Origin of the sequence: Agrococcus carbonis (assembly GCF_900104705.1) — a bacterium.
Taxonomy (GTDB): domain Bacteria; phylum Actinomycetota; class Actinomycetes; order Actinomycetales; family Microbacteriaceae; genus Agrococcus; species Agrococcus carbonis.
This window is the reverse complement of record NZ_LT629734.1, coordinates 1,077,455-1,097,845: the sequence shown is the minus strand read 5'-3', so window position 1 is coordinate 1,097,845 and position 20,391 is coordinate 1,077,455. Positions and strand designations below refer to the sequence as shown.

Annotated in this window: 18 protein-coding genes and 1 tRNA gene; 13 read left to right on the top strand and 6 right to left on the bottom strand. The window is 71.6% G+C overall.

The annotated features are described in order from the left end of the window. Positions 1-168 precede the first annotated feature (168 nt). On the bottom strand, positions 169-1,395 hold the full coding sequence (locus tag BLT67_RS05250) for an isochorismate synthase (protein ID WP_092666036.1): 1,227 nt from the start codon (positions 1,393-1,395) through the stop codon (positions 169-171). 44 nt (positions 1,396-1,439) lie between these two features. On the opposite strand from BLT67_RS05250, the gene BLT67_RS05245 reads away from it, so the two are divergent. The 4 genes from BLT67_RS05245 to BLT67_RS05230 all read left to right on the top strand — a co-directional run bounded on the left by BLT67_RS05245 (position 1,440) and on the right by BLT67_RS05230 (position 5,675). Continuing rightward, positions 1,440-2,201: a class I SAM-dependent methyltransferase gene (locus BLT67_RS05245; RefSeq protein WP_231945596.1), complete on the top strand. Its 762-nt coding sequence runs from the start codon at positions 1,440-1,442 to the stop codon at positions 2,199-2,201. Beyond that, entirely contained in the window at positions 2,201-3,223 is a 1,023-nt protein-coding gene (locus BLT67_RS05240; protein WP_092666035.1) for a polyprenyl synthetase family protein, read from the top strand. Before BLT67_RS05245 ends, BLT67_RS05240 begins: the two co-directional genes overlap by 1 nt. Positions 3,224-3,272: 49 nt before the next feature. Then, complete coding sequence (locus BLT67_RS05235) at positions 3,273-4,625, top strand: FAD-dependent oxidoreductase (RefSeq protein ID WP_092666034.1); 1,353 nt, start codon at positions 3,273-3,275, stop codon at positions 4,623-4,625. A gap of 279 nt (positions 4,626-4,904) precedes the next feature. Then, complete coding sequence (locus tag BLT67_RS05230; RefSeq protein WP_092666033.1) at positions 4,905-5,675, top strand: sulfite exporter TauE/SafE family protein; 771 nt, start codon at positions 4,905-4,907, stop codon at positions 5,673-5,675. A gap of 42 nt (positions 5,676-5,717) precedes the next feature. On the opposite strand, the gene BLT67_RS05225 is transcribed toward BLT67_RS05230, so the two are convergent. The 4 genes from BLT67_RS05225 to BLT67_RS05210 all read right to left on the bottom strand — a co-directional run bounded on the left by BLT67_RS05225 (position 5,718) and on the right by BLT67_RS05210 (position 8,537). Next, positions 5,718-7,169, bottom strand: a complete 1,452-nt coding sequence (locus tag BLT67_RS05225; RefSeq protein ID WP_231945595.1) for a phospholipase D-like domain-containing protein — start codon at positions 7,167-7,169, stop codon at positions 5,718-5,720. A 30-nt stretch (positions 7,170-7,199) separates the two neighbouring features. Beyond that, positions 7,200-7,688, bottom strand: coding sequence for a YajQ family cyclic di-GMP-binding protein (locus BLT67_RS05220; protein ID WP_092666032.1), 489 nt, complete (start codon positions 7,686-7,688; stop codon positions 7,200-7,202). A 76-nt stretch (positions 7,689-7,764) separates the two neighbouring features. Continuing rightward, on the bottom strand, positions 7,765-8,214 hold the full coding sequence (locus BLT67_RS05215) for a hypothetical protein (RefSeq protein ID WP_092666031.1): 450 nt from the start codon (positions 8,212-8,214) through the stop codon (positions 7,765-7,767). A 238-nt stretch (positions 8,215-8,452) separates the two neighbouring features. Then, positions 8,453-8,537: transfer RNA gene (locus BLT67_RS05210), tRNA-Tyr, on the bottom strand. A 99-nt stretch (positions 8,538-8,636) separates the two neighbouring features. Between BLT67_RS05210 and BLT67_RS05205 the strand changes: the two genes are divergently transcribed. Both BLT67_RS05205 and BLT67_RS05200 read left to right on the top strand, forming a co-directional pair. Then, positions 8,637-9,440, top strand: a complete 804-nt coding sequence (locus tag BLT67_RS05205) for an inositol monophosphatase family protein (RefSeq protein WP_092666030.1) — start codon at positions 8,637-8,639, stop codon at positions 9,438-9,440. A gap of 182 nt (positions 9,441-9,622) precedes the next feature. Continuing rightward, positions 9,623-10,810, top strand: a complete 1,188-nt coding sequence (locus tag BLT67_RS05200; RefSeq protein ID WP_157674194.1) for a M23 family metallopeptidase — start codon at positions 9,623-9,625, stop codon at positions 10,808-10,810. Positions 10,811-10,888: 78 nt separating this feature from the next. Here the strand turns inward: BLT67_RS05200 and BLT67_RS05195 are convergent, their stop codons facing one another. Then, positions 10,889-12,541 carry a glycoside hydrolase family 13 protein gene (locus BLT67_RS05195; RefSeq protein WP_092666028.1) on the bottom strand — a complete coding sequence of 551 codons (1,653 nt, stop codon included), beginning with the start codon at positions 12,539-12,541 and terminating at the stop codon, positions 10,889-10,891. A 184-nt stretch (positions 12,542-12,725) separates the two neighbouring features. On the opposite strand from BLT67_RS05195, the gene BLT67_RS05190 reads away from it, so the two are divergent. From BLT67_RS05190 to BLT67_RS05165, 7 genes are all read left to right on the top strand, one after another. Continuing rightward, positions 12,726-13,985, top strand: coding sequence for a sugar ABC transporter substrate-binding protein (locus tag BLT67_RS05190; RefSeq protein ID WP_092666027.1), 1,260 nt, complete (start codon positions 12,726-12,728; stop codon positions 13,983-13,985). 132 nt (positions 13,986-14,117) lie between these two features. Then, a complete protein-coding gene (locus BLT67_RS05185; protein ID WP_331712169.1) occupies positions 14,118-15,662 on the top strand; it encodes an ABC transporter permease subunit in 1,545 nt (514 codons plus the stop codon). Beyond that, a complete protein-coding gene (locus BLT67_RS05180) occupies positions 15,662-16,576 on the top strand; it encodes a sugar ABC transporter permease (protein WP_092666025.1) in 915 nt (304 codons plus the stop codon). The genes BLT67_RS05185 and BLT67_RS05180 overlap by 1 nt, the downstream gene beginning before the upstream one ends. A gap of 73 nt (positions 16,577-16,649) precedes the next feature. Next, entirely contained in the window at positions 16,650-18,182 is a 1,533-nt protein-coding gene (locus tag BLT67_RS05175) for a sodium-dependent transporter (protein WP_092666024.1), read from the top strand. Continuing rightward, positions 18,179-18,307 carry a methionine/alanine import family NSS transporter small subunit gene (locus BLT67_RS13375; protein WP_157674192.1) on the top strand — a complete coding sequence of 43 codons (129 nt, stop codon included), beginning with the start codon at positions 18,179-18,181 and terminating at the stop codon, positions 18,305-18,307. The genes BLT67_RS05175 and BLT67_RS13375 overlap by 4 nt, the downstream gene beginning before the upstream one ends. A 107-nt stretch (positions 18,308-18,414) precedes the next feature. Continuing rightward, positions 18,415-18,756: a DUF485 domain-containing protein gene (locus BLT67_RS05170; protein ID WP_092666023.1), complete on the top strand. Its 342-nt coding sequence runs from the start codon at positions 18,415-18,417 to the stop codon at positions 18,754-18,756. Then, the gene (locus tag BLT67_RS05165; RefSeq protein ID WP_092666022.1) at positions 18,756-20,336 is read left to right on the top strand and encodes a solute symporter family protein; all 1,581 of its coding nucleotides are present in this window, start codon (positions 18,756-18,758) and stop codon (positions 20,334-20,336) included. Before BLT67_RS05170 ends, BLT67_RS05165 begins: the two co-directional genes overlap by 1 nt. Positions 20,337-20,391 lie beyond the last annotated feature (55 nt).

Here is a 20,391-nt window from a genome sequence, read left to right as displayed (position 1 = left end):
CCTCGCTGGTCGAGTAGCGGCCGCAGGCCGCGTATCGAGACCTGAACCGCTCGCGTCTGGATACGGCCCTGCGGGCCTCCTCGACGACCGAGGGAACGCGGTGCTCGACGACCGAGGGAGCCGCCCCACCCCGCAGGTCGATGAGCGGGCGGGCGGAGCCCGCTCGCGTCAGGAGACCGGGCCGGCCCCCGGCAGCGGGTCCGCGAGCGCATCCGTGATCGGCCGCAGCTTCACCGCCGTCTCGGCGAGCTCCGCGTCCGCATCCGATCCCGCCACGATCCCCGCCCCCGCGAACGCCCGGATCGACCCGTCGGGCGCGATCTCGGCGCCCCGCAGCGCGATCACCCACTCGCCGCCGCCCTCGCCGTCGATCCAGCCGACCGGCCCCGCGTAGCGCCCGCGGTCGACGCCCTCGAGCTCGCGGATGAGCGCGAGCGACGCGGCGCGCGGCGTGCCGGCGACCGCTGCGGTCGGGTGCAGCAGCGCGAGCACGTCGAGCGTCGAGCGGTCGCCGAGGGTGCCCGAGATGTCGGTCGCGAGGTGCCACAGGTTGGGCAGCCGCAGCGGGAACGGCTCCGACGCGCGCGCATCCGGCGCGAGCGCGAGCAGCACCTCGAGCGCCGAGTCGGCCGCGTAGCGGTGCTCCCGCAGGTCCTTGTCGCCCGAGGCGAGCGCTTCGGCGATCTCGGCGTCGAGCGCGGGCGTCGCGCCGCGAGCGGCCGTGCCGGCGAGCACGCGCGAGAAGAAGTGCCCGCGGTGCGCCGCGATGAGCGTCTCGGGGCTCGCACCGATGACGCCGTCGACGGCGTAGGTCACCGCATCCGGATAGCGCTGCACGAGCCCCACCGCGACCGAGCGCACGTCGCCGCCCTGCGGCAGCCGGCCCACGCGGTCGCGCGCCACGACGACCTTCTCGGCCTCGCCGGCGCGGATGCGCTCGGTCGCCTCGACGACCATCGCGCGGTAGCGCGCCGGGTCGATCGCGCCGTCGGTGAGCTCGACGCGCACCTCCTCGACCGCGGTCGGATGCAGCACGCCCTCGTCGCCGATCCACGTGATCCACGCGTCGTCGCCCCGCCGGCCGACGACGACCTTCGGCACGATGAGCACGCTCGTCGCGGTCGAGGCGTCGTCGAACGCGAAGGCGCCGAAGGCGATGAGCCCCGTGCCGGGCACGCCGACCGCGTCGTCGACGACGGCGTCCCGCGCGACCTGCCGCCACGCATCCGCCGCATCGGTGAAGCGGGTGGGCCCGCGGAACTCGAGCCGCATGGCCTCGCCGCGGCCGACGACGCCGTCGGCGCCGCGCCGGATCGCCAGCGGTGCGCGCGGGTCGGCGTGCTGCAGCAGGCGCCCGGGCTCAGCGCGCTCGGTGCGCACCCGCAGGCTCGGCATGGCCGTCAGCCTACCGACCGGGCCGTCAGGACGGCTCGCCTAGGATGGAGCACGTGAACCGAGCGGACATGCAGAAGGACCCGGAGGAGGTCGCCGGCATGTTCGACGCCACCGCCAAGCGGTACGACCTGCTCAACTCGCTGCTCTCGGGCGGCAACGACAAGCTGTGGCGCATCCACATGCAGCGGGCCGTCAAGCCCAAGCCCGGCGAGCGCATCCTCGACGTCGCCGCCGGCACCGGCGCCTCGGCCGCGCCGATGGCGAAGGCGGGCGCGCTCGTGACCGCGCTCGACATCAGCCCCGGCATGCTCGAGGAGGGCCGCCGCCGCCACCCCGACATCGAGTTCGTGCACGGCTCCGCCGAGGAGCTGCCCTTCGAGGAGGGCTCGTTCGACGCGGTGACCATCTCGTTCGGCCTGCGCAACGTGCAGCACCCGCGCGCGGCGCTCGACGAGTTCTTCCGCGTGCTGAAGCCCGGCGGGCGCCTGCTCATCTGCGAGTTCTCGCAGCCGCCCGTGGGGGTCGTGCGCCGCGGCTACGAGCTCTACCTGCAGACGGTGCTGCCGGGGCTCGCGCGCGCCGCGAGCTCGAACCCCGACGCGTACCGCTACCTCGTCGAGTCGATCCGCTCGTGGCCCGACCAGCAGACGCTCTCGCAGTGGATCCGCACCGCAGGCTTCACGCGCGTCGCGCACCGCAACCTCACGATGGGCGTCGTCGCCCTCCACCGCGGCCGCAAGCCCACCGAGACCACGGGCGCGATGCGCATCGCGCGCCACGCGGCGGCGGAGGAGCAGGGCGACTGATGGCCTCCATCGCCGAGACCTTCGGGCTCCGCGGGCCGCGCTTCGCCGCGCCCGCCGACAAGCGCGTCGTCGACGCGGTCGACGCCGGCCTCGAGCGGCTCGAGGTGCTGCTCGACGAGCACCTCCACGTCGCCGACCCGGTGGCGGATGCGGTGACCCGGTACCTCAACGAGGCCGGCGGCAAGCGCGCGCGGCCGCTCCTGCTGCTGCTCGCCGCCCACCTCGGGCGCGGCATCGACGACGAGGTGCTCTCGGCCGCCGAGGTCGTCGAGATCACGCACCTCGCGAGCCTGTACCACGACGACGTCATGGATGAGGCGGACACCCGCCGGGGCGTGCCCGCCGCCCACGTGGCGTGGAGCAACTCGATCGCGATCCTCGCCGGCGACCTGCTGTTCGCCCGCGCGGGCTCGGTCGCCGCGCCGCTCGGCCCCGACGTCGCGCGGCTGCAGGCGCGCACGTTCGAGCGCCTGTGCCTCGGGCAGCTGCACGAGACGCTCGGGGTGGGCGACGCCGACCCGGTCGAGCACTACCTGCAGGTGCTCGCCGACAAGACCGGCTCGCTCATCGCCGCGGCGGCCGAGCTCGGCGTCATGGTGAGCGGCGCCGACGAGGCGTACCGGGCGCCGCTGCGCGACTTCGGCGAGCGCATCGGCGTCGCCTTCCAGCTCGTCGACGACGTCATCGACCTCTCGTCCGACCCGGCCACCGGCAAGGACCAGGGCACGGACGTGCGCGCGGGCGTCGAGACGCTGCCCGTGCTGCTGCTCGCGCGCCGCGACGACGACGCGTCGCAGGCCCTGCGCGCGCGCCTCGCCACCGCATCCGCCCCCGGGGCCGACGAGGCGGCGCTCGCCGCGGCCGTCGCCGAGCTCGCCGCGCACCCGGTCGTCGACGAGGCGCTCGCCGAGGCCGAGCGCTGGCAGCGGCAGGCGCTCGAGGCGCTCGCGCCGCTGCCCCAGGGCACCGTTCGACGCGGGCTCGAGGCCTTCGCCGAGCACGTCGTCTCGCGCACCCGCTGAGCACCAGGAACCCAGGCGGCGCTGCCGCCGCGCACGTTGGAGGAGAACCGTGAGCGCACCGCTCCGCATCGCCGTGGTCGGCGCCGGCCCCGCCGGGATCTACGCCGCCGACATCCTCAAGAAGTCGGCCGCCGAGCACGGCCGCGAGGTGCTCATCGACCTCTTCGAGCGGCTGCCCGCGCCCTACGGCCTCGTGCGCTACGGCGTCGCACCCGACCACCCGCGCATCAAGGGCATCATCGCGGCGCTGCGCGAGGTGCTCGAGTCGGGCGTCGTGCGACTGTTCGGCAACGTCGACTTCGGCACCGACATCACGCTCCAGGACCTCGAGCGGCTCTACCACGGCGTCATCTTCGCCACGGGCGCCACGAAGGACGCGCCGCTCGACATCCCCGGGATCGAGCTCGAGGGCTCCTACGGTGCCGCCGACTTCGTCTCCTGGTACGACGGCCACCCCGACGTGCCGCGCGAGTGGCCGCTCGAGGCCCGCGAGATCGCGGTGATCGGCAACGGCAACGTCGCCCTCGACGTCGCCCGCATGCTCGTCAAGCACCCCGCCGACCTCATGCCCACCGAGGTGCCCGCCAACGTCGTCGCGGGCCTCGAGGCGTCGCCCGTCACCGACGTGCACGTCTTCGGCCGCCGCGGCCCGCTCGGCGTCAAGTTCACGCCGCTCGAGCTGCGCGAGCTCGGCGAGCTGCGCGACGTCGACATGATCCTGCACGACGAGGACTTCGGCATCGACCCCGACGAGGAGACCCTCAAGCAGAACAAGCAGATCCTCGTCATCTCGCGCGTGCTCGACCAGTGGCGGCAGCGCCCGGTCGGCGAGGCGAGCCGCCGCCTGCACCTGCACTTCTGGTCGCGGCCGGATGCGGTGGTGGGCGAGGGCGGCAAGGTCGCGGCCCTGCGCATCGAGCGCACCCGGCCGACGGATGCGGGGCTCGAGGGCACGGGGGAGTACCGGGAGATCCCGGTGCAGGCCGTGTACCGCGCGGTCGGCTACTTCTCGTCGCCGCTGCCCGACGTGCCGTTCGACGAGCGCCGCGGCGTCATCCCGAACGAGGCGGGCCGGGTGATGGACGGCATGCGGCCGCTGCCGGGCGTCTACGCGACCGGCTGGATCAAGCGCGGGCCCGTCGGCCTCATCGGCCACACGAAGTCCGATGCGAAGGAGACGATCGAGCAGCTGCTCGGCGACGAGCACTCGTGGTGGGAGCCCGAGGACTACGACCAGGCCGCCGTGCCGGCGCTCCTCGCCGAGCGGGGCGTCGCGTGGACGGACATCGCGGGCTGGATCCGCCTCGACGACCACGAGAAGGCGCTCGGCCTCCCGCACGGTCGCGAGCGCATCAAGGTCGTGCCCCGCGACGAGATGATCGCCATCTCGCGCGCCGAGTGACGCCCTCCGCGGCGGCGGCCCTCGTCGTCGGTCGAGGAGCGCGCGGCGCAGCGGTCTGTCCCCTCGTCGGTCGAGGAGCGCGCGGCGCAGCCGCACGCGTCACGAGACCCCGCGTCGGTCGAGGAGCGCGCGGCGCAGCCGCACGCGTCACGAGACCCCGCGTCGTCCAGATCGCCCTCGTCGGTCGAGGAGCGAGCGGGCGCAGTCGGCATGCGGTGCCCGTCGGTCGAGGAGCGCGCCGACGGAGTCGGCACGCGTCACGAGACCAGAGGCCCTGACATGGACCTCGACCTGCCCGGCTACCTCCTCATCGCCGCCGCCTCCCTCGGCGCCGGCGCCATCAACGCGGCCGCGGGCGGCGGCACGCTCATCACCTTCCCCGCGATGCTCGCCGCCGGCATGAGCCCGCTCGCCGCGAACATCACGTCGTCGATCGGCCTCCTCACCGGCACCATCGGCGGCGCGCTGTCGCACCGCGCCGAGCTCGCCGGCCAGCGGCGCCGGTTCCTGTGGAACATGCCGTTCGCCCTCGCCGGCGGCGCGACCGGCGCGGTGCTGCTGCTCGTCACCCCGTCCGACGCGTTCACCCGCATCGTCCCCTGGCTCGTGCTGCTCGCGGCTGCCCTGTTCGCCGTGCAGCCGCTCGTCGCGAAGCGGCTCGGCCGCCAGCCGGTCGACGAAGCTGGCACGACCGGCCGCGGCGGCTGGGGCACGCGCGCGGCGTTCTTCGGCATCGGCGTCTACGGCTCCTACTTCGGCGCCGGCATCGGCGTCATGATGCTCGCGATGCTCGGCCTGCTCCTCCACGACCACCTGCGCCGCCACAACGCGCTCAAGAACGTCATGGCGGCGGTCATCAACGGCACGGGGGCGCTCATCCTCGCCTTCTCGCCGCTCGTGCACTGGGGCGTCGTCGCGATCATGCTCGCGAGCGCGCTCGTCGGTGGCCTCGCGGGCGGCTGGCTCGCGCGCCGGGTGCCGTCGTGGCTGCTGCGGCTCGTCGTGATCGTCTTCGCGCTCGCCGTCGGCATCTCGCTGCTGCTCGCCTGACCCGGGGTCAGGGCCCGAAGCCGGGTCGCGAGCGGCGGCGCGCTACTGCAGCGCCGAGGTGAGCCGAGCGATCGAGTCGAACGCCTGCGCGATGCGCGGCCGCGCCATCCACGCATCGAGCGTGAGCTGCGTCGACTGCTGCCGGTACGCATCCGCGATGCCCTCGAGCTGCGTGACCATCGAGGCGCCCTCGACGAGCATCGACACCTCGAAGTTGAGGCCGAACGAGCGCATGTCGATGTTCGAGGAGCCGATGATCGAGACGCGGTCGTCGATCGTGAGGAACTTCGAGTGCAGCACCGTGGGCTTCGCGAAGAGCGTGATCCTCACGCCTGCCCGCAGCAGCTCCTCGTAGTAGCTGCGCTGCGCGTGGTAGGTCCAGAACTGGTCGCCGATCTCGCTCGCGAAGAGCTCGACGTCGATCCCGCGCAGCGCCGCCGAGGTGATCGCGTAGCGCATCGCGTCGTCGGGCACGAAGTAGGGGCTCACGATCGTGATGCGCTGCTCGGCCGCGTGCAGCAGCTCGAGGAAGACCCGCAGGTTGATCTCGCCCTCGAAGCCGGGGCCGGACGGCACGACGGATGCGTTCAGGTCGCCGTCGGACTCCGGCGCCTCGGTCGCGAGCTCCACGAGCTCGTTGGTCTCGGCCCACCAGTCCGACCAGAAGAGGGCGTCGAGGGCGAGGACGGCGGGGCCCTCGAGCTCGACCCACGTGTCGCGCCACTGGAGGCCGCGCCGCAGGTTCTTCCTCCACAGGTAGGAGGGATCGATGAGGTTGAGCGAGCCGGTGAACCCGAGGCGCCCGTCGATGACGACGAGCTTGCGGTGGTTGCGCAGGTCGGGCCGCTGCCACTGGCCGCGCCACGGCCGCAGGGGCAGCATGTCCTGCAGCTCGGCGCCCATGGCCTCGAGGCGCGCGACCGTCTCCTTGCGGCGCGGGTAGCGCACGCTCGTGAGGTGGTCGACGAGCACGCGCACCGTCACGCCGCGGGCGGTGGCGCGCTCGAGCGCTGCGAAGAACGGCTCCGTGCGCTCGGAGGCGACGATGAGGTAGAACTCCACGTGCACGAAGCGCTCGGCCTCGTCGATGCGGCGGGCCATCGCCTGGAGCTGCGCGTCGAACTCGCCCCACACGATCGCCTTCGACGGCCCCACGTGCGGCATCGACGAGAGCGTGCGGTTGAGGTCGATCACGCCCGTGAGCCAATCGGGCCGCCCGGGCAGCGGGGGAGCGTCGGGCACGTCGAGCGTCGTCTCGCCGATGACCTCCTGGATCGCCGCCATCTTCTTGCGGCGACCTGCCGGCAGCCGGTTGTTGCCGAGCAGGCTGAAGACGATCCATCCGACGATCGGCTGCACCATGATGATGAGCAGCCACGCGATCGCAGCGGCGGGCCGGCGGTTGTAGGGCACGACGACGATCGCCACCACCCGGAGGGCGATGTCGACCGTGAAGTACAGCGCGGTCAGCGCCTGCGCGAGCGTCAGCTCCACGGCGTCGGTCTCACGTGCGGCGCGCTCCGGTCAGCGGAAGTTGATGAACTGCAGGTCGATGTCGAGGTCGGCGCCCTTGAGCAGCGCGATCGTCGCCTGCAGGTCGTCGCGGCTCTTGGAGGTGACCCGCACCTCGTCGCCCTGGATCTGGCTCTTGACCGACTTCGGCCCCTCCTCGCGGATGAGCTTCGTCACCTTCTTGGCGTTCTCGCTCGAGATGCCGTCCTTGAGGGCCACCTCGATGCGGAACTCCTTGCCCGAGGGGTAGGGGTCGCCCTGCTCGAGCATCTTGAGGTCGATGCCGCGCTTGATGAACTTGGACTGCAGCACGTCGAGCACGGCCTTCACGCGCTCCTCCGACGAGGCCTTGAGCAGCACCTTGTCGCCGCTCCACGCGACGTCGGCGCCGACGCCCTTGAAGTCGTAGCGCTGCTCGACCTCCTTGCGCGCCTGGTTGACGGCGTTCTCGGCCTCCATCTTGTCGACCTTGCTGACCACATCGAACGAGGAATCTGCCATGCCCCGATCCTAGGCGCGTTCGCCTTCGCACTGGGCGAGCGCCGGGCGCTGCGCTCCGCCGGGGTGCAGAAGCGCGTCAGGACAACGCGTAGACGTTCTCGGAGACCTGCGTCGCCCCCGCCGGCGGCGTCCCGCCGTCTCGCACGACGGTGAACGCGCCCAGCGTGCCGTCGACGGTCAGATCCGCACCCGCGCATCCCTTCCGCCAGTCAGCGGGATCCCGGAAGGCGAGCAGGCAGATGCCGCCGGGCTCCTCGGAGCGCAGCAGCCAGAGGGCGACGTCCTCGTGCTCGCCGGCGAAGCGCGCCGTCTCGGCGTCGGCGCCTTCGGTGGCGGATGCGGGCAGCTCGGAGGGCAGCGCGTCCTCGTCCCCGGCTGCGCGATCGAGCACCGCGTAGGAGGGGCCGCTCGCGCAGCCGGTGAGCGCGAGCGCGCCGGCCGCGAGCACGAGGGCGGAGCGGATGGTCTTCACGGTGCCGGGTGCGGCAGCACCGTCTCGGCCCGCGACGTTGGGGAGCCTGTCCATGCGCTCACCATAGGGCCACCCGCTCGACCCGCCGCGCTGCGAGCCCCGCGTGGTCACGACGCGCCGCGCGCGCCGCCTGCGCCGCGGCGCGTCCTGACCACCCCAGCGCGCCGGGGCGGCGTGTCGTGACCACCCTGCGGGTTCCGGGGCGGCGGAGCGAGCGCGGCGGGGGCGTTGCGCCGCGGGGCGCTGCGGTGGCCGGAAGACGACGGAGCCCCGCTCGAGGCGGGGCTCCGGATGGTGGCGAGTGAGGGATTCGAACCCCCGAAGGCATTGCCAGCTGATTTACAGTCAGATCCCTTTGGCCGCTTGGGTAACTCGCCGAAGGCCCCGCCGAGGCGCAGGCCGTCTGCAATCGTACACCGTCCACAACCGGCCGGGCGACCTCCGCCGACCAGGCGGGCGGCGGGTAGGTTCGAGGCATGCGCGACCTCCACGAGCTCCTCGTCGGCATCGCGGTCGAGGCCGCGACCCTCGCTCGATCGCGTCGCGAGGCCGGCGTGGCGATCGCCGCGAGCAAGTCGAGCCTCGTCGACATCGTCACGGAGGCCGACCGCGAGGTCGAGCGCCTCGTGGTCGAGCGCATCCGCGACGCGCGCCCCGACGACGGCATCCTCGGCGAGGAGGGGACGAGCATCGCGGGCACCTCGGGCCTGACGTGGGTGATCGACCCCATCGACGGCACCGTCAACTACCTCTACGACCTCGCGCCCTACGCCGTGTCGATCGCGCTCGTCGAGGGCGAGCCCGAGCCGACGACCTGGCGGGCGGTCTCGGGCGCCGTCGTCAACGCGTCGAGCGGCAGCGTCTTCGATGCGCTCCGGGGCGCCGGAGCGCGGCAGGACGGCCGCGAGATCCGGGTGGCGGATGCGGTGCCCGCCGAGGTCGCGCTGCTCGGCACGGGCTTCGGGTACGACGCGGGACGCCGCGAGCGGCAGGCCGCCGTGGTGCAGGGCATGATCGGCGGCGTGCGCGACATCCGCCGCGGCGGCAGCGCGGCGTACGACCTCGCGAGCGTCGCGAGCGGCCGGCTCAACGCCTACTACGAGGTGGGGCTGCAGCCGTGGGATCACGCCGCCGGCGCCCTGCTCGTCGAGGAGGCGGGCGGCGTCGTGCGCGGCTGGGCCGGTGAGCCGGCGAGCAGCCGGTTCCTGCTCGCGGCGCACCCGCTGCTCGCCGATGAGCTCGCACGCATGCTCGAACCGCTCTCGCCGACCGAAGTCTGACACCCTTGCGCCGCCGTTATCGTTCCGTTATATTCGATGGGTTCGCGCCGAGTGCGATCTCCGCGCGCCTTTGCACCTGACCGCTCGTTCATGCCACGATCGACAGCGGCGATGCTGCCGGGCGTGCGATGCGCACCTCGCGAGCATCCCATCGCCCCACGACCATGAGGACGGCTGCAAGCGTGACGCACCCCACCCGACGAGCACTCCGCTCGTCTGCTGTGGGCGTCGAGCGACCCGACGAGACCCGTCCGCTCACCCGTCGTGAGCTGCGCGAGCGGGAGCGCACGGCGGAGTCGATCGCGCTGACCGCGAGCGATGCTCGCGCGGCGGAGCGCGTGCACGTCGTCGAGGGATCTGCGCCGCTCTACACGAGCCGTCGAGCGCTGCGCGAGGCCGCCACGCGGGTTGCTCGCGACCTGCCCGTGCACATGGCGGAGGCCGCGTTCACCGCTCCCGTCATCACGGTGGATGCTCCTTCGCTCGGCGGCGGCGGCGAGAGCATCCCGGGCGTGCGCCCGGCGCGCGGCTTCGCGCCCCGCGTCGTCCGCGAGGCGCCGACGGCGCCGCCGTCCCGGCCGGCGCGCGGTGCCCGCAAGCTGGCCCAGAAGATCTCCGCCGCCGGCGCCCTGCTCTTCATCGGCTCGCTCGTCGTCGTCACGTCGCTGCCCGCACAGGCGGTGCAGGCGCCGGGGGGGATCGACCCCGAGGTCGCGCAGATGCACAACGGCGACGCCCAGGTGCTCGAGGGCGTCGAGGCCGAGACCACCTCGTACTTCGCGCGCGACGACATCACGGTCAACGACCAGATGGCTGCGGCGCGCATGACGACCGGCGAGCGCGCCGCGTTCCAGGCGGTCGCCGACGGCGAGCCGGTCGGCCCGTCGTACACCGGCAACCCCGCGCAGCCGCAGGTGTGGAGCATGCTCGAGACGAGCTTCGTCCAGACGCCGTTCCCGAGCATGGACCAGGTGCCCATGTCGAGCGGCTTCGGCTACCGCCCGGGCGGCTTCCACGGCGGCAGCGACTTCACGCCCGGCCTCGGCACCGACATCCGACCCATCGCCAACGGCGTCGTCTCGGCCGTCTTCCACGGCAACAACCCGGGCGGCGGCGGCTACTCCGTCTTCATCGACCACAACATCGACGGCGAGTTCATCCAGTCCTGGTACGGGCACATGCTGCCTGGATCGATCACCGTCGAGGTCGGCCAGGTCGTCGACATCACCGACGTCATCGGCCAGGTCGGCAACTCGGGCCGCTCGACCGGCCCTCACCTGCACCTCGAGTTGAAGAACAGCGACTACATCTCGTTCGACCCGGTGCTGTGGTTCCAGACCCGCGAGCAGAACCTCGAGCGCGCCTGGTAGGCCTCGCCGCGTCGCCCGGCGACCGGCGCACGTGCAGGAAGCCCGGCCCCGAGGGGCCGGGCTTCGTGCATGCGGCGGCTACGCCGTCCTGACCCACACCACCTCATCGGCCGCGAGCGACGCGCTGTCGAGCGGCGACGAGGTCAGCAGGATCTCGCCGCGGGGCACGTCGACGGCGTCGTGGCCGAGGTTCGCCACGACGGTGATCGGGCCGTTGCGGAAGGCGAGCGCGGTCGGTCCGACGTCGAGCCACTCGAGCTCGCCCGAGCCGAGGCCGAGCTCGCGCCGAAGCGCGAGCGCGCGGCGGTACATCTCGAGCGTCGAGCCAGCGACGCCGGCCTGCGCGTCGCGCGCGAGCGCCGCCCACTCGGGCGGCTGCGGCAGCCAGCTCGCCCCTGACTCGCTGAAGCCGTAGGCGGGCGCGTCGGCCTCCCACGGGATGGGCACGCGGCATCCGTCGCGGCCCCACAGCTCGCCCTGCGTGCGCGCGAAGGTCGGATCCTGCCGCTGGTGCGGCTCGATCGCGGTCACCTCCGGCAGGCCGAGCTCCTCGCCCTGGTAGACGTACGCGCTGCCGGGCAGCGCGAGCATGAGGGCGGTCGCCGCGCGCCCGCGGCGCAGCGACACCGTCGCGTCCGCCTTCGACACCGACGTCGGGCCGATGCCGGCGCCGTGCGGCGGCGGGGGCACGAGCGCGAGGCGCGTGCGGTGGCGGATCGTGTCGTGGTTCGACAGCACCCAGGTCGGGGGAGCGCCGACCTCGCCGAATGCCTCGATCGACTCGTCGATGACCGCACGGAGCCGACGGGCGTCCCAGGGGGTCTCGAGGTAGACGAAGTTGAACGCCTGGTGCATCTCGTCGGGCCGCACGAACCGCGCCATCTTCGACAGCGGCTGCACCCACGCCTCGGCGCACAGCACGCGGTCGCCGTCGTACTCGGCGAGCACGTCGTGCCAGCGGCGGTAGATCTCGTGCACGTGCTCCTGGCCGAAGAACGGCGAGTCCATCGAGCCCGCGGCGACGAGCTCCTCGTCGATGTCGGGCAGGCCCTCGGCCTTGGCGTTCCCGTGCGCGACGTCGACGCGGAACCCGTCGACGCCGCGGTCGAGCCAGAACCGGAGCACGTCGACGAACATGTCGCCGACCTCGGGGTGGTTCCAGTCGAAGTCGGGCTGCGAGGTGTCGAACAGGTGCAGGTACCACTGGCCGTCGGGCACCCGGGTCCACGCCGGCCCGCCGAAGACGCTCTGCCAGTTGTTCGGCGGCTCGGCGCCGCCCTCGCCCTTCCCGTCGCGGAAGATGTAGCGGTCGCGCGCCGCGCTGCCGGGGCCGGCGGCGAGCGCCTCCTGGAACCACTCGTGCTGGTCGGAGGAGTGGTTCGGCACCAGGTCGACGATCACCCGCAGGCCGAGCCCGTGGGCCGCCTCGAGCATCCGGTCGAAGTCGTCGAGGGTGCCGAAGAGCGGGTCGACGTCGCGGTAGTCGGCGACGTCGTAGCCGGCGTCCTTCTGCGGCGAACGGTAGAAGGGGCTCAGCCAGATGGCGTCGACCCCGAGCTCGGCGACCTGCGGCAGCCGGGCGGCGATGCCGGGCAGGTCGCCCACGCCGTCGCCGGATGCGTCGGCGAACGAGCGCGGGTAGATCTGGTAGATGACGGCGGAGCGCCACCACTCGGCGCCGGTCGTGCCGGCGGTCGCGGAGGCTGCGGTCTGCGGCGATGCATCGGTCATGCCCCCAGGCTATGCGGATGCGTCTGGTCGCGCGTCGCGTGCGCCGATTGTCACGAGTTGCCAACGATCGGGGCGGCGCGCGCTCCGCGAGTTGCGCCGCGCGAGCGCCGCGCTCCACGATGAGCCGGGCAGTGCCGCCGACAGCCGTCGGAGGACGGCCCCCCAACAGCTGGAGGAAGGCACCATGAAGCACAGCAGCCTCATGAAGGTGGCCGGAGTCGGCGCGCTCGCGCTCACGCTCGCGGCCTGCTCGGGAGGCGGCGCGCCGGCGCCGTCGGCGAGCGAGACCGAAGCCGCGCCGCAGGGCGGCGGCGAGCTCGTCATCTGGATGGACCAGAACCGCAACGACGCCCTCGCCGACGTGATCGCGTCGTTCGAGGAGGAGACCGGCACGACGGTCGAGGTGGTCGTGAAGGACTTCGCCGACATCGACGACGACCTCACCACCCAGGCGCCGTCGGGCGAGGGCCCCGACGTCGTGGTCGGCGCGCACGACTGGATCGGCAAGCTCGTCACCAACGGCGTCATCGACCCCGTCGAGCTCGGCGACATCGCGGGCGACTTCGAGGAGGTCTCGATCCAGGCCATGACCTACAACGGCGCGACCTACGGCGTGCCGGTGTCGATCGAGAACATCGCGCTCGTGCGCAACACCGACCTCGCGCCCGAGGCGCCCGCGTCGTGGGACGAGCTCGTCTCCACGGGCGAGGCCGCCGTCGAGTCGGGCGACGCGGAGTTCCCGCTGCTCGTCGGCATCGACCCGAACAACGCCGACCCGTACCACCTCTACCCGCTGCAGGCCTCCTACGGCGGCCCGGTCTTCGGCATGAACGAGGACGGCTCCTACAACCCCGACGACCTGCAGCTCGGCAACGAGGGCAACGTCGAGTTCGCCGGCGCGCTCGCCGAGTGGGGCCAGCAGGGCATCATCAACCTCAACATCTCGCAGGACATCGCGAAGGAGCAGTTCGCGAACGGCGCCTCGCCGTACACGATCACGGGCCCCTGGAACCTCACCACGTTCCAGGACGCTGGCGTGAACTACGCGATCAGCGAGATCCCCTCGGCCGGCGGCCAGCCGGCGACGCCGTTCGTGGGCGTGCAGGGCTTCTTCATCTCGGCCTACGCCAACAACCCGATCGTCGCATCGCAGTTCCTCACCGAGTACGTCGCGAGCGAGGAGGCGCAGACGGCCATCTACGAGGGCGGCCAGCGCGCCCCCGCGCTGTCGTCGGCCTTCGAGGCGGCGCAGTCGAACGAGGACGTCGCGGCGTTCGGCGAGGTCGGCGCCGCGGGCGTGCCGATGCCGAACATCCCCGAGATGGACGCGCTCTGGGGCGACTGGGGCACCACCGAGGCGCAGATCATCAGCGGTGACGCCGCCGACCCTGCCGCCGCGTGGACGACCATGGCGGAGAAGATCCAGGAGACGCTGGGCGGCTGAGCCGCCTCGCACGGCGGTCGGCGCCTCCCGCGCCGGCCGCCATGCCTCCCGCACGCACTTCGCCCGTCCTGAGGAGACCGAGTGACGACGACGTCCGCACCCGAGCGCCGCATCGCGCCGCGCAGAGGCACGATGCACCAGCCGCCGAGCGCGCGCGTGATGCTCGTCAAGATCGCGCTGCTCGCGATCGTCGACGCCATCGCGGTCTTCGCGATGTCGATCCTGTTCTTCCAGGAGAGCTGGACGGTGCTCGCGATCCTGGCGGCGGTCACGCTGCTCGTGAACGTCGTCTACCTCTCGCCGGGGCTCCTGCCGGCGAAGTACCTCACGCCGGGCCTCATCTTCCTGGCCGTGTTCCAGATCTTCGTCGTGCTGTACTCCTGCTACATCGCGCTGACGAACTACGGCGACGGGCACAACTCCACCAAGGAGGATGCGGTCGCGGCGCTCGTGTCGCAGAACACGCAGCGCGTCGAGGGCTCACCGACCTACCAGGTGCAGGTCGTCGAGGGGCTGCAGGGCCTCGGGCTGCTCGCGACGGCGCCCGACGGCGCCGTGCTCGTGGGCACCGCCGAGCAGGCGCTCGCGCCGGTCGACCCGGGAGCGGTCACCATGGACGGCGACCGCGCGGTCGCCCTCGAGGGCTGGACGAGCCTGTCGATGCAGGATGTGCTGCAGCGGCAGCAGGAGATCGCCGCGCTGCAGGTGCCGCTCGACGAGAACCTCACCGACGGGTTCCTGCGCACCTCCAACGCCTCGCAGGCCTTCGTCTTCCAGTCGAACTTCGTCTACGACGACGTCGCCGACACGATGACCGACACTGAGACCGACACCGTCTACCGCGATCTCGGCAACGGCCAGTTCGAGACCGAGGACGGCGAGGCGCTCGGCACCGGCTGGCAGATCTTCGTCGGCCTCGAGAACTTCCTCTACCCGTTCCAGGAGCCCAGCTACGGCGAGGCGCTGGTGAGCGTGACCGCCTGGACGTTCGTGTACGCGATCGCGTCGGTCGCGATCACGTTCCTGCTGGGCCTCTTCCTCGCGATCACGCTCAACGACCCGCGGATGCGCAGCCGGCAGGCCTATCGCGTGCTCGCGATCCTGCCGTACGCGTTCCCGTCCTTCCTCTCGGCGCTCGTGTGGCTCGGGCTGCTCAACGCGCAGTTCGGCTTCGTCAACGAGGTGCTCTTCGGCTCCGCCGACATCCCCTGGCTCACCGACCCGTGGCTCGCGAAGGTCTCCGCGCTGCTCGTCAACGTCTGGCTCGGGTTCCCCTACATGTTCCTCATCTGCATGGGCGCCCTGCAGTCGATCCCCGACGAGCTCACCGAGGCGGCCAGGGTCGACGGCGCGAGCGGCTGGCAGGTGTTCCGCAGCATCAAGTTCCCGCTGCTGCTCGTCTCGACGGCGCCGCTGCTGATCTCGTCGTTCGCGTTCAACTTCAACAACTTCAACACCATCTACCTGCTGACCGGCGGCGGTCCGCGGATGGCGGGCGTCTCCGAGAACGTCGGCCACACCGACCTGCTCATCACGCTCGTCTACAAGACGGCGTTCGAGGGCGGCACGCGCGACTACGGCCTGGCATCCGCGCTGTCGATCCTCATCTTCCTCATCGTCGCGATCGTCTCGGCGATCGCGTTCTCGCGCACGAAGGCCCTCGAGGAGCTGAACTGATGGCCGACCCCACCTCCGTCGACCGCCCCGCGCGCGAGCGGCGCGCACCCCGCACGACGCTCTCCCGCCGCACGTGGCTGCGCGAGCTCGGCTGGCGCCACCTCGTCGGCATCGCTGTCGTGATCTTCGCGATCTTCCCGCTCGTCTACGTGCTGAGCGCCTCGCTCAACCCCGGCGGCACGCTCACCGGCTCGAACCAGCTCTTCCGCGAGCTCTCGCTCGAGAACTACGGCACGCTGCTGAGCGATCCGCGCCGCCCCTACGCGGCATGGTTCGCCAACACGCTCATCGTCGGCATCACCACCGCGCTCGGCACCGTGCTGCTCGGAGCGCTCGCCGCCTACGCCTTCTCGCGGATGCGGTTCACCGGCAGGCGTCAAGGCCTGTTCGGCCTGATCCTCGTGCAGATGTTCCCGCAGCTGCTCGCGGTCGTGGCCATCTACGCGCTCATGCGCGGCATCAGCGAGGTGTTCCCGGCGATCGGCCTCGACACGCTCATCGGCCTCATCATGATCTACCTCGGCGGCGCGCTCGGGGTGAACACGTATCTCATGTACGGCTTCTTCAACACCGTGCCCGCATCCATCGACGAGGCCGCGAAGATCGACGGCGCGGGCCACGCGCGCATCTTCTTCACGATCATCCTGCCGCTCGTGGCGCCCATCCTCGCGGTCATCGGCCTGCTGTCGTTCATCGCGACGACCAACGACTTCGTGATCTCGTCGGTCATCCTCAACAGCCCCGACAAGCTGACCCTCGCGGTCGGCCTCTACCGCTACGTCTCGGAGGAGACGAACACCAACTACCCCGTCTTCGCCGCCGGCGCCGTGCTCGCGGCGATCCCGGTGATGGCGCTCTTCCTCTACCTGCAGCGCTACATCGTGAGCGGGCTCACCGCGGGCGCCGTCAAGTAGGGCCGACCGCCGCATCGCGGCTGTGGCAGGGTAGGGCTGTCCCCGCTGCACCGGCGCCCGGGAGGAGCCCGCGATGACCGTCACCAAGGCCCCGATCGATCGAGGTCGGTTCTCGAACAAGACCGTGTTCATCATGGCGGCCATCGGCTCCGCCGTCGGGCTCGGCAACATCTGGCGCTTCCCCTACGTCGCGTACGAGGGCGGCGGCGGGGCGTTCATCCTGCCGTACCTCGTCGCGCTGCTCGTCGCGGGCATCCCGCTCCTGCTGCTGGACTACGCCATCGGCCACTCGCAGCGGGGGTCCGCCCCGCTGTCGTTCCGCCGCATCTCGAGGCGGCTCGAGTGGATCGGCTGGTGGCAGGTGGCGATCTGCGTCGTCATCTCGGTCTACTACGCCGCGATCCTCGCGTGGGCGATCCAGTACACGGGCTTCTCGTTCACGCAGGCGTGGGGCGACGACCCCGAGACATTCCTGTTCCAGGACTTCCTGCAGGCAGGGGAGCCGGGCGTCACGCTCGAGTTCGTGCCCGCGGTGCTCATCCCCATGGTGGTGCTGTGGGCCGTGACGATCGTCATCATGGCGCTCGGGGTGCAGAAGGGCGTCGGCGCGACCTCCGTCATCTTCATCCCGGTGCTGCTCATCGCATTCGGCGCGCTCGTCGTCCAGGCGCTCTCGCTCCCCGGCGCGCTCGAAGGCCTCCAGACCCTCTTCCAGCCCGACTGGGCCGCGCTCGCGCAGCCCGCGGTCTGGGCGAGCGCGTTCGGGCAGATCTTCTTCTCGCTCTCGGTCGGCTTCGGCATCATGATCACCTACGCGAGCTACGTCGGGCGCAAGATCGACATGACCGGCTCCGGCTTCGTCGTCGGCTTCGCCAACTCGGGCTTCGAGCTCCTGTGCGGCATCGGCGTCTTCTCGGCGCTCGGCTTCCTGGCCCAGGCCTCCGGGCTCGGCGTCGCGGATGTCGTGGCGGACGGCATCGGGCTCGCCTTCGTCGCCTTCCCCGCGATCATCTCCCAGGCGCCGCTCGGCGCGCTGCTCGGCGTGCTCTTCTTCGTCTCGCTCGTGCTGGCGGGCTTCACGTCCCTCGTGTCGATCCTCGAGGTCGTCATCTCGGCCGTGCGAGACAAGCTCGAGCTCGGCCGCGTGCAGGCCACGCTCGTCGTGACGGTGCCGCTCGCGATCATCAGCATCCTGCTGTTCTCGACCACGAGCGGCGTCTATGTGCTCGACATCGCCGACTACTTCATCAACCGCTTCGGCATCCTGCTCGCGGCGCTCGTCGCGATGGTCGCGGTCGCGTGGGGCGTGCGGAAGGTGCCGTGGTTCGCGGAGCACATGAGCCGGTACGGCTCGATCCGGCTCGGCGGCTGGTGGAAGGCGCTCGTCATGGTCGTGACGCCCATCGCGCTCGTCATCATGCTCGTGCAGGAGACGATCACGGCGATCACCGTGCCCTACGAGGGCTACCCGGCGTGGATGCTCGGGCTGTTCGGGTGGGGTGTCGCGGGCGCGGCGATCGTGGCCGGCGTCCTGCTGTCGTTCACGCGGTGGAAGGCGACGACGCCGATGGAGGCGCCCGAGGCGGACGAGGAGGTGATCCGATGAGCGCGGACGCCATCGTCATGATGGCCGTGGCGATGCTCGTCCTCTGGGGCGGCCTCGCCGCGGCGATCGTCAACATCGTGCGCTTCCGGGGCGTCGAGCCCAGCGAGTCGATGCGCGACCTCTGAGCGGCGCGCTTCAGCGGATCCTGAGGTCGCGCTGAGGATTCGGCTAGGCTCTGGCCACTGCACCGATGCAGCCGGCGCAACGATGCGCCGGGGATGGGAGTGTCCGCATGCCCGAGTCCGTCACGATCGCCGAGCGCAGCATCGAGATGCAGCGCTCCCCGGAGTTCCAGCGGCTCCGACGCACGTTCCTGACCTTCATCCTGCCGATGACGGTCCTCTTCCTCGCCTGGTACCTCGCCTACGTGCTCATCGCCGGCTACGCGCCCGACTTCTTCGCCACGCGCCTGGGCGAGAGCCACATCACGGTGGGCCTGCTGTTCGGCCTCGGCCAGTTCGCCTCGACCTTCGCGATCACGATGCTCTACAGCCGGTGGGCCAACCGCGTCTACGACCCGGTCGCCGAGCCGCTCGCCGCCGAGATGGAGCGCGCGCAGGAGGGTGAGCGGTGATGGAGCAGGAGATCAACCCGGTCATCAACATGATCGTGTTCGCCGCGTTCGTCGCGGTGACGCTCTTCATCGTCTTCCGCGTCTCGCGCCGGAAGGCGACCGAGAACGAGTTCTACGCCGCGGGCCGCTCGTTCACCGGTCGGCAGAACGGCATCGCGATCGCGGGCGACTACCTCTCGGCGGCGAGCTTCCTGGGCATCTGCGGCGCGATCGCCGTCGCGGGCTACGACGGCTTCCTCTACTCGATCGGCTTCCTCGTGGCGTGGCTCGTCGCGCTGCTGCTCGTCGCCGAGCTGCTGCGCAACACCGGCCGCTTCACCATGGCCGACGTGCTGAGCTTCCGGCTCAAGCAGCGGCCCGTGCGGATGGCGGCGGCGCTCGCGACCCTCGCGGTCTGCTTCTTCTACCTCGTGGCCCAGATGGCGGGCGCGGGCGGGCTCGTGGCGCTGCTCATGGGCTTCGACGACCCGGCGGCGACCTCGATCACCATCGCGGTCGTCGGCGCCCTCATGATCGTCTACGTCATCTTCGGCGGGATGAAGGGCACCACCTGGGTGCAGATCATCAAGGCCGTGCTGCTCATCGCCGGCGCGGGGATCATGACGCTCATGGTGCTCATGGTCGTGCGCTTCGACCTCGACGAGCTGCTGCGGATGGCCGTCGAGGCCTCGCCCGACGGGGAGGCCATCCTCGCGCCCGGGCTCCGCTACACGAACCCCGTCGACTTCCTCTCGCTCGGGCTCGCGCTCGTGCTCGGCACCGCGGGCCTCCCGCATGTGCTCATGCGCTTCTACACCGTGCCCTCGGCGAAGGAGGCGCGGCGCAGCGTCGTGTGGGCGATCTGGCTCATCGGCATCTTCTACCTCTTCACGCTCGTGCTCGGCTTCGGCGCGGGCGCGCTCGTGGGACCCGAGGTGCTCGCGGATGCGGCGGGAGGGGAGAACGCCGCGGCGCCGCTGCTCGCGCTCGCGCTCGGCGGCCCGATCCTCATGGCGATCATCTCGGCGGTGGCGTTCGCGACGATCCTCGCGGTCGTCGCGGGTCTCGCGATCACCGCGGCGACGTCGTTCGCCCACGACATCTACGGCTCGATCATCAAGCGCGGCAACGTCGCGCCGGGCGCCGAGGTGCGGGTCGCGCGCTTCACCGTCGTGGTGATCGGCGTCATCGCGATCGTCGGCGGCATCGTGGCGCAGAACCAGAACGTCGCGTTCCTCGTGGCGCTCGCGTTCGCGGTGGCCGCGAGCGCCAACCTGCCGACCATCCTCTACTCGCTCTTCTGGCGGCGGTTCAACACCGGCGGAGCGCTGTGGTCGATGTACGGCGGGCTCGCGTCGTGCGTGCTGCTGATCGTCTTCTCGCCGGCGGTCTCCGGCACCCCGAAGTCGATGTTCCCCGATGGCGACTGGGCGATCTTCCCGCTCTCCAACCCCGGCATCGTCTCGATCCCGCTCGCGTTCGTGCTCGGCATCGTCGGCACGCTCGTGTCGAAGCCGGAGGACGACCACGACGTCAAGCAGGCGGAGATGGAGGTGCGCTCCTTCACCGGCGCAGGCGCCGAGAAGGCCTCGGAGCACTGAGGAGACACGCGAGGGCCGGCGACGCTTCGCGCCGGCCCTCGCGCATGCCCTAGCG

Bases quoted from the DNA above. Each gene is read 5' to 3' on its own strand.
- BLT67_RS05250 (WP_092666036.1), bottom strand. From the start codon at position 1,395: ATGCCGAGCCTGCGGGTGCGCACCGAGCGCGCTGAGCCCGGGCGCCTG.
- BLT67_RS05245 (WP_231945596.1), top strand. From the start codon at position 1,440: ATGGAGCACGTGAACCGAGCGGACATGCAGAAGGACCCGGAGGAGGTC.
- BLT67_RS05240 (WP_092666035.1), top strand. From the start codon at position 2,201: ATGGCCTCCATCGCCGAGACCTTCGGGCTCCGCGGGCCGCGCTTCGCC.
- BLT67_RS05230 (WP_092666033.1), top strand. From the start codon at position 4,905: ATGGACCTCGACCTGCCCGGCTACCTCCTCATCGCCGCCGCCTCCCTC.
- BLT67_RS05220 (WP_092666032.1), bottom strand. From the start codon at position 7,688: ATGGCAGATTCCTCGTTCGATGTGGTCAGCAAGGTCGACAAGATGGAG.
- BLT67_RS05215 (WP_092666031.1), bottom strand. From the start codon at position 8,214: ATGGACAGGCTCCCCAACGTCGCGGGCCGAGACGGTGCTGCCGCACCC.
- BLT67_RS05205 (WP_092666030.1), top strand. From the start codon at position 8,637: ATGCGCGACCTCCACGAGCTCCTCGTCGGCATCGCGGTCGAGGCCGCG.
- BLT67_RS05195 (WP_092666028.1), bottom strand. From the start codon at position 12,541: ATGACCGATGCATCGCCGCAGACCGCAGCCTCCGCGACCGCCGGCACG.
- BLT67_RS05190 (WP_092666027.1), top strand. From the start codon at position 12,726: ATGAAGCACAGCAGCCTCATGAAGGTGGCCGGAGTCGGCGCGCTCGCG.
- BLT67_RS05185 (WP_331712169.1), top strand. From the start codon at position 14,118: ATGCACCAGCCGCCGAGCGCGCGCGTGATGCTCGTCAAGATCGCGCTG.
- BLT67_RS05180 (WP_092666025.1), top strand. From the start codon at position 15,662: ATGGCCGACCCCACCTCCGTCGACCGCCCCGCGCGCGAGCGGCGCGCA.
- BLT67_RS05175 (WP_092666024.1), top strand. From the start codon at position 16,650: ATGACCGTCACCAAGGCCCCGATCGATCGAGGTCGGTTCTCGAACAAG.
- BLT67_RS13375 (WP_157674192.1), top strand. From the start codon at position 18,179: ATGAGCGCGGACGCCATCGTCATGATGGCCGTGGCGATGCTCGTCCTC.
- BLT67_RS05170 (WP_092666023.1), top strand. From the start codon at position 18,415: ATGCCCGAGTCCGTCACGATCGCCGAGCGCAGCATCGAGATGCAGCGC.
- BLT67_RS05165 (WP_092666022.1), top strand. From the start codon at position 18,756: ATGGAGCAGGAGATCAACCCGGTCATCAACATGATCGTGTTCGCCGCG.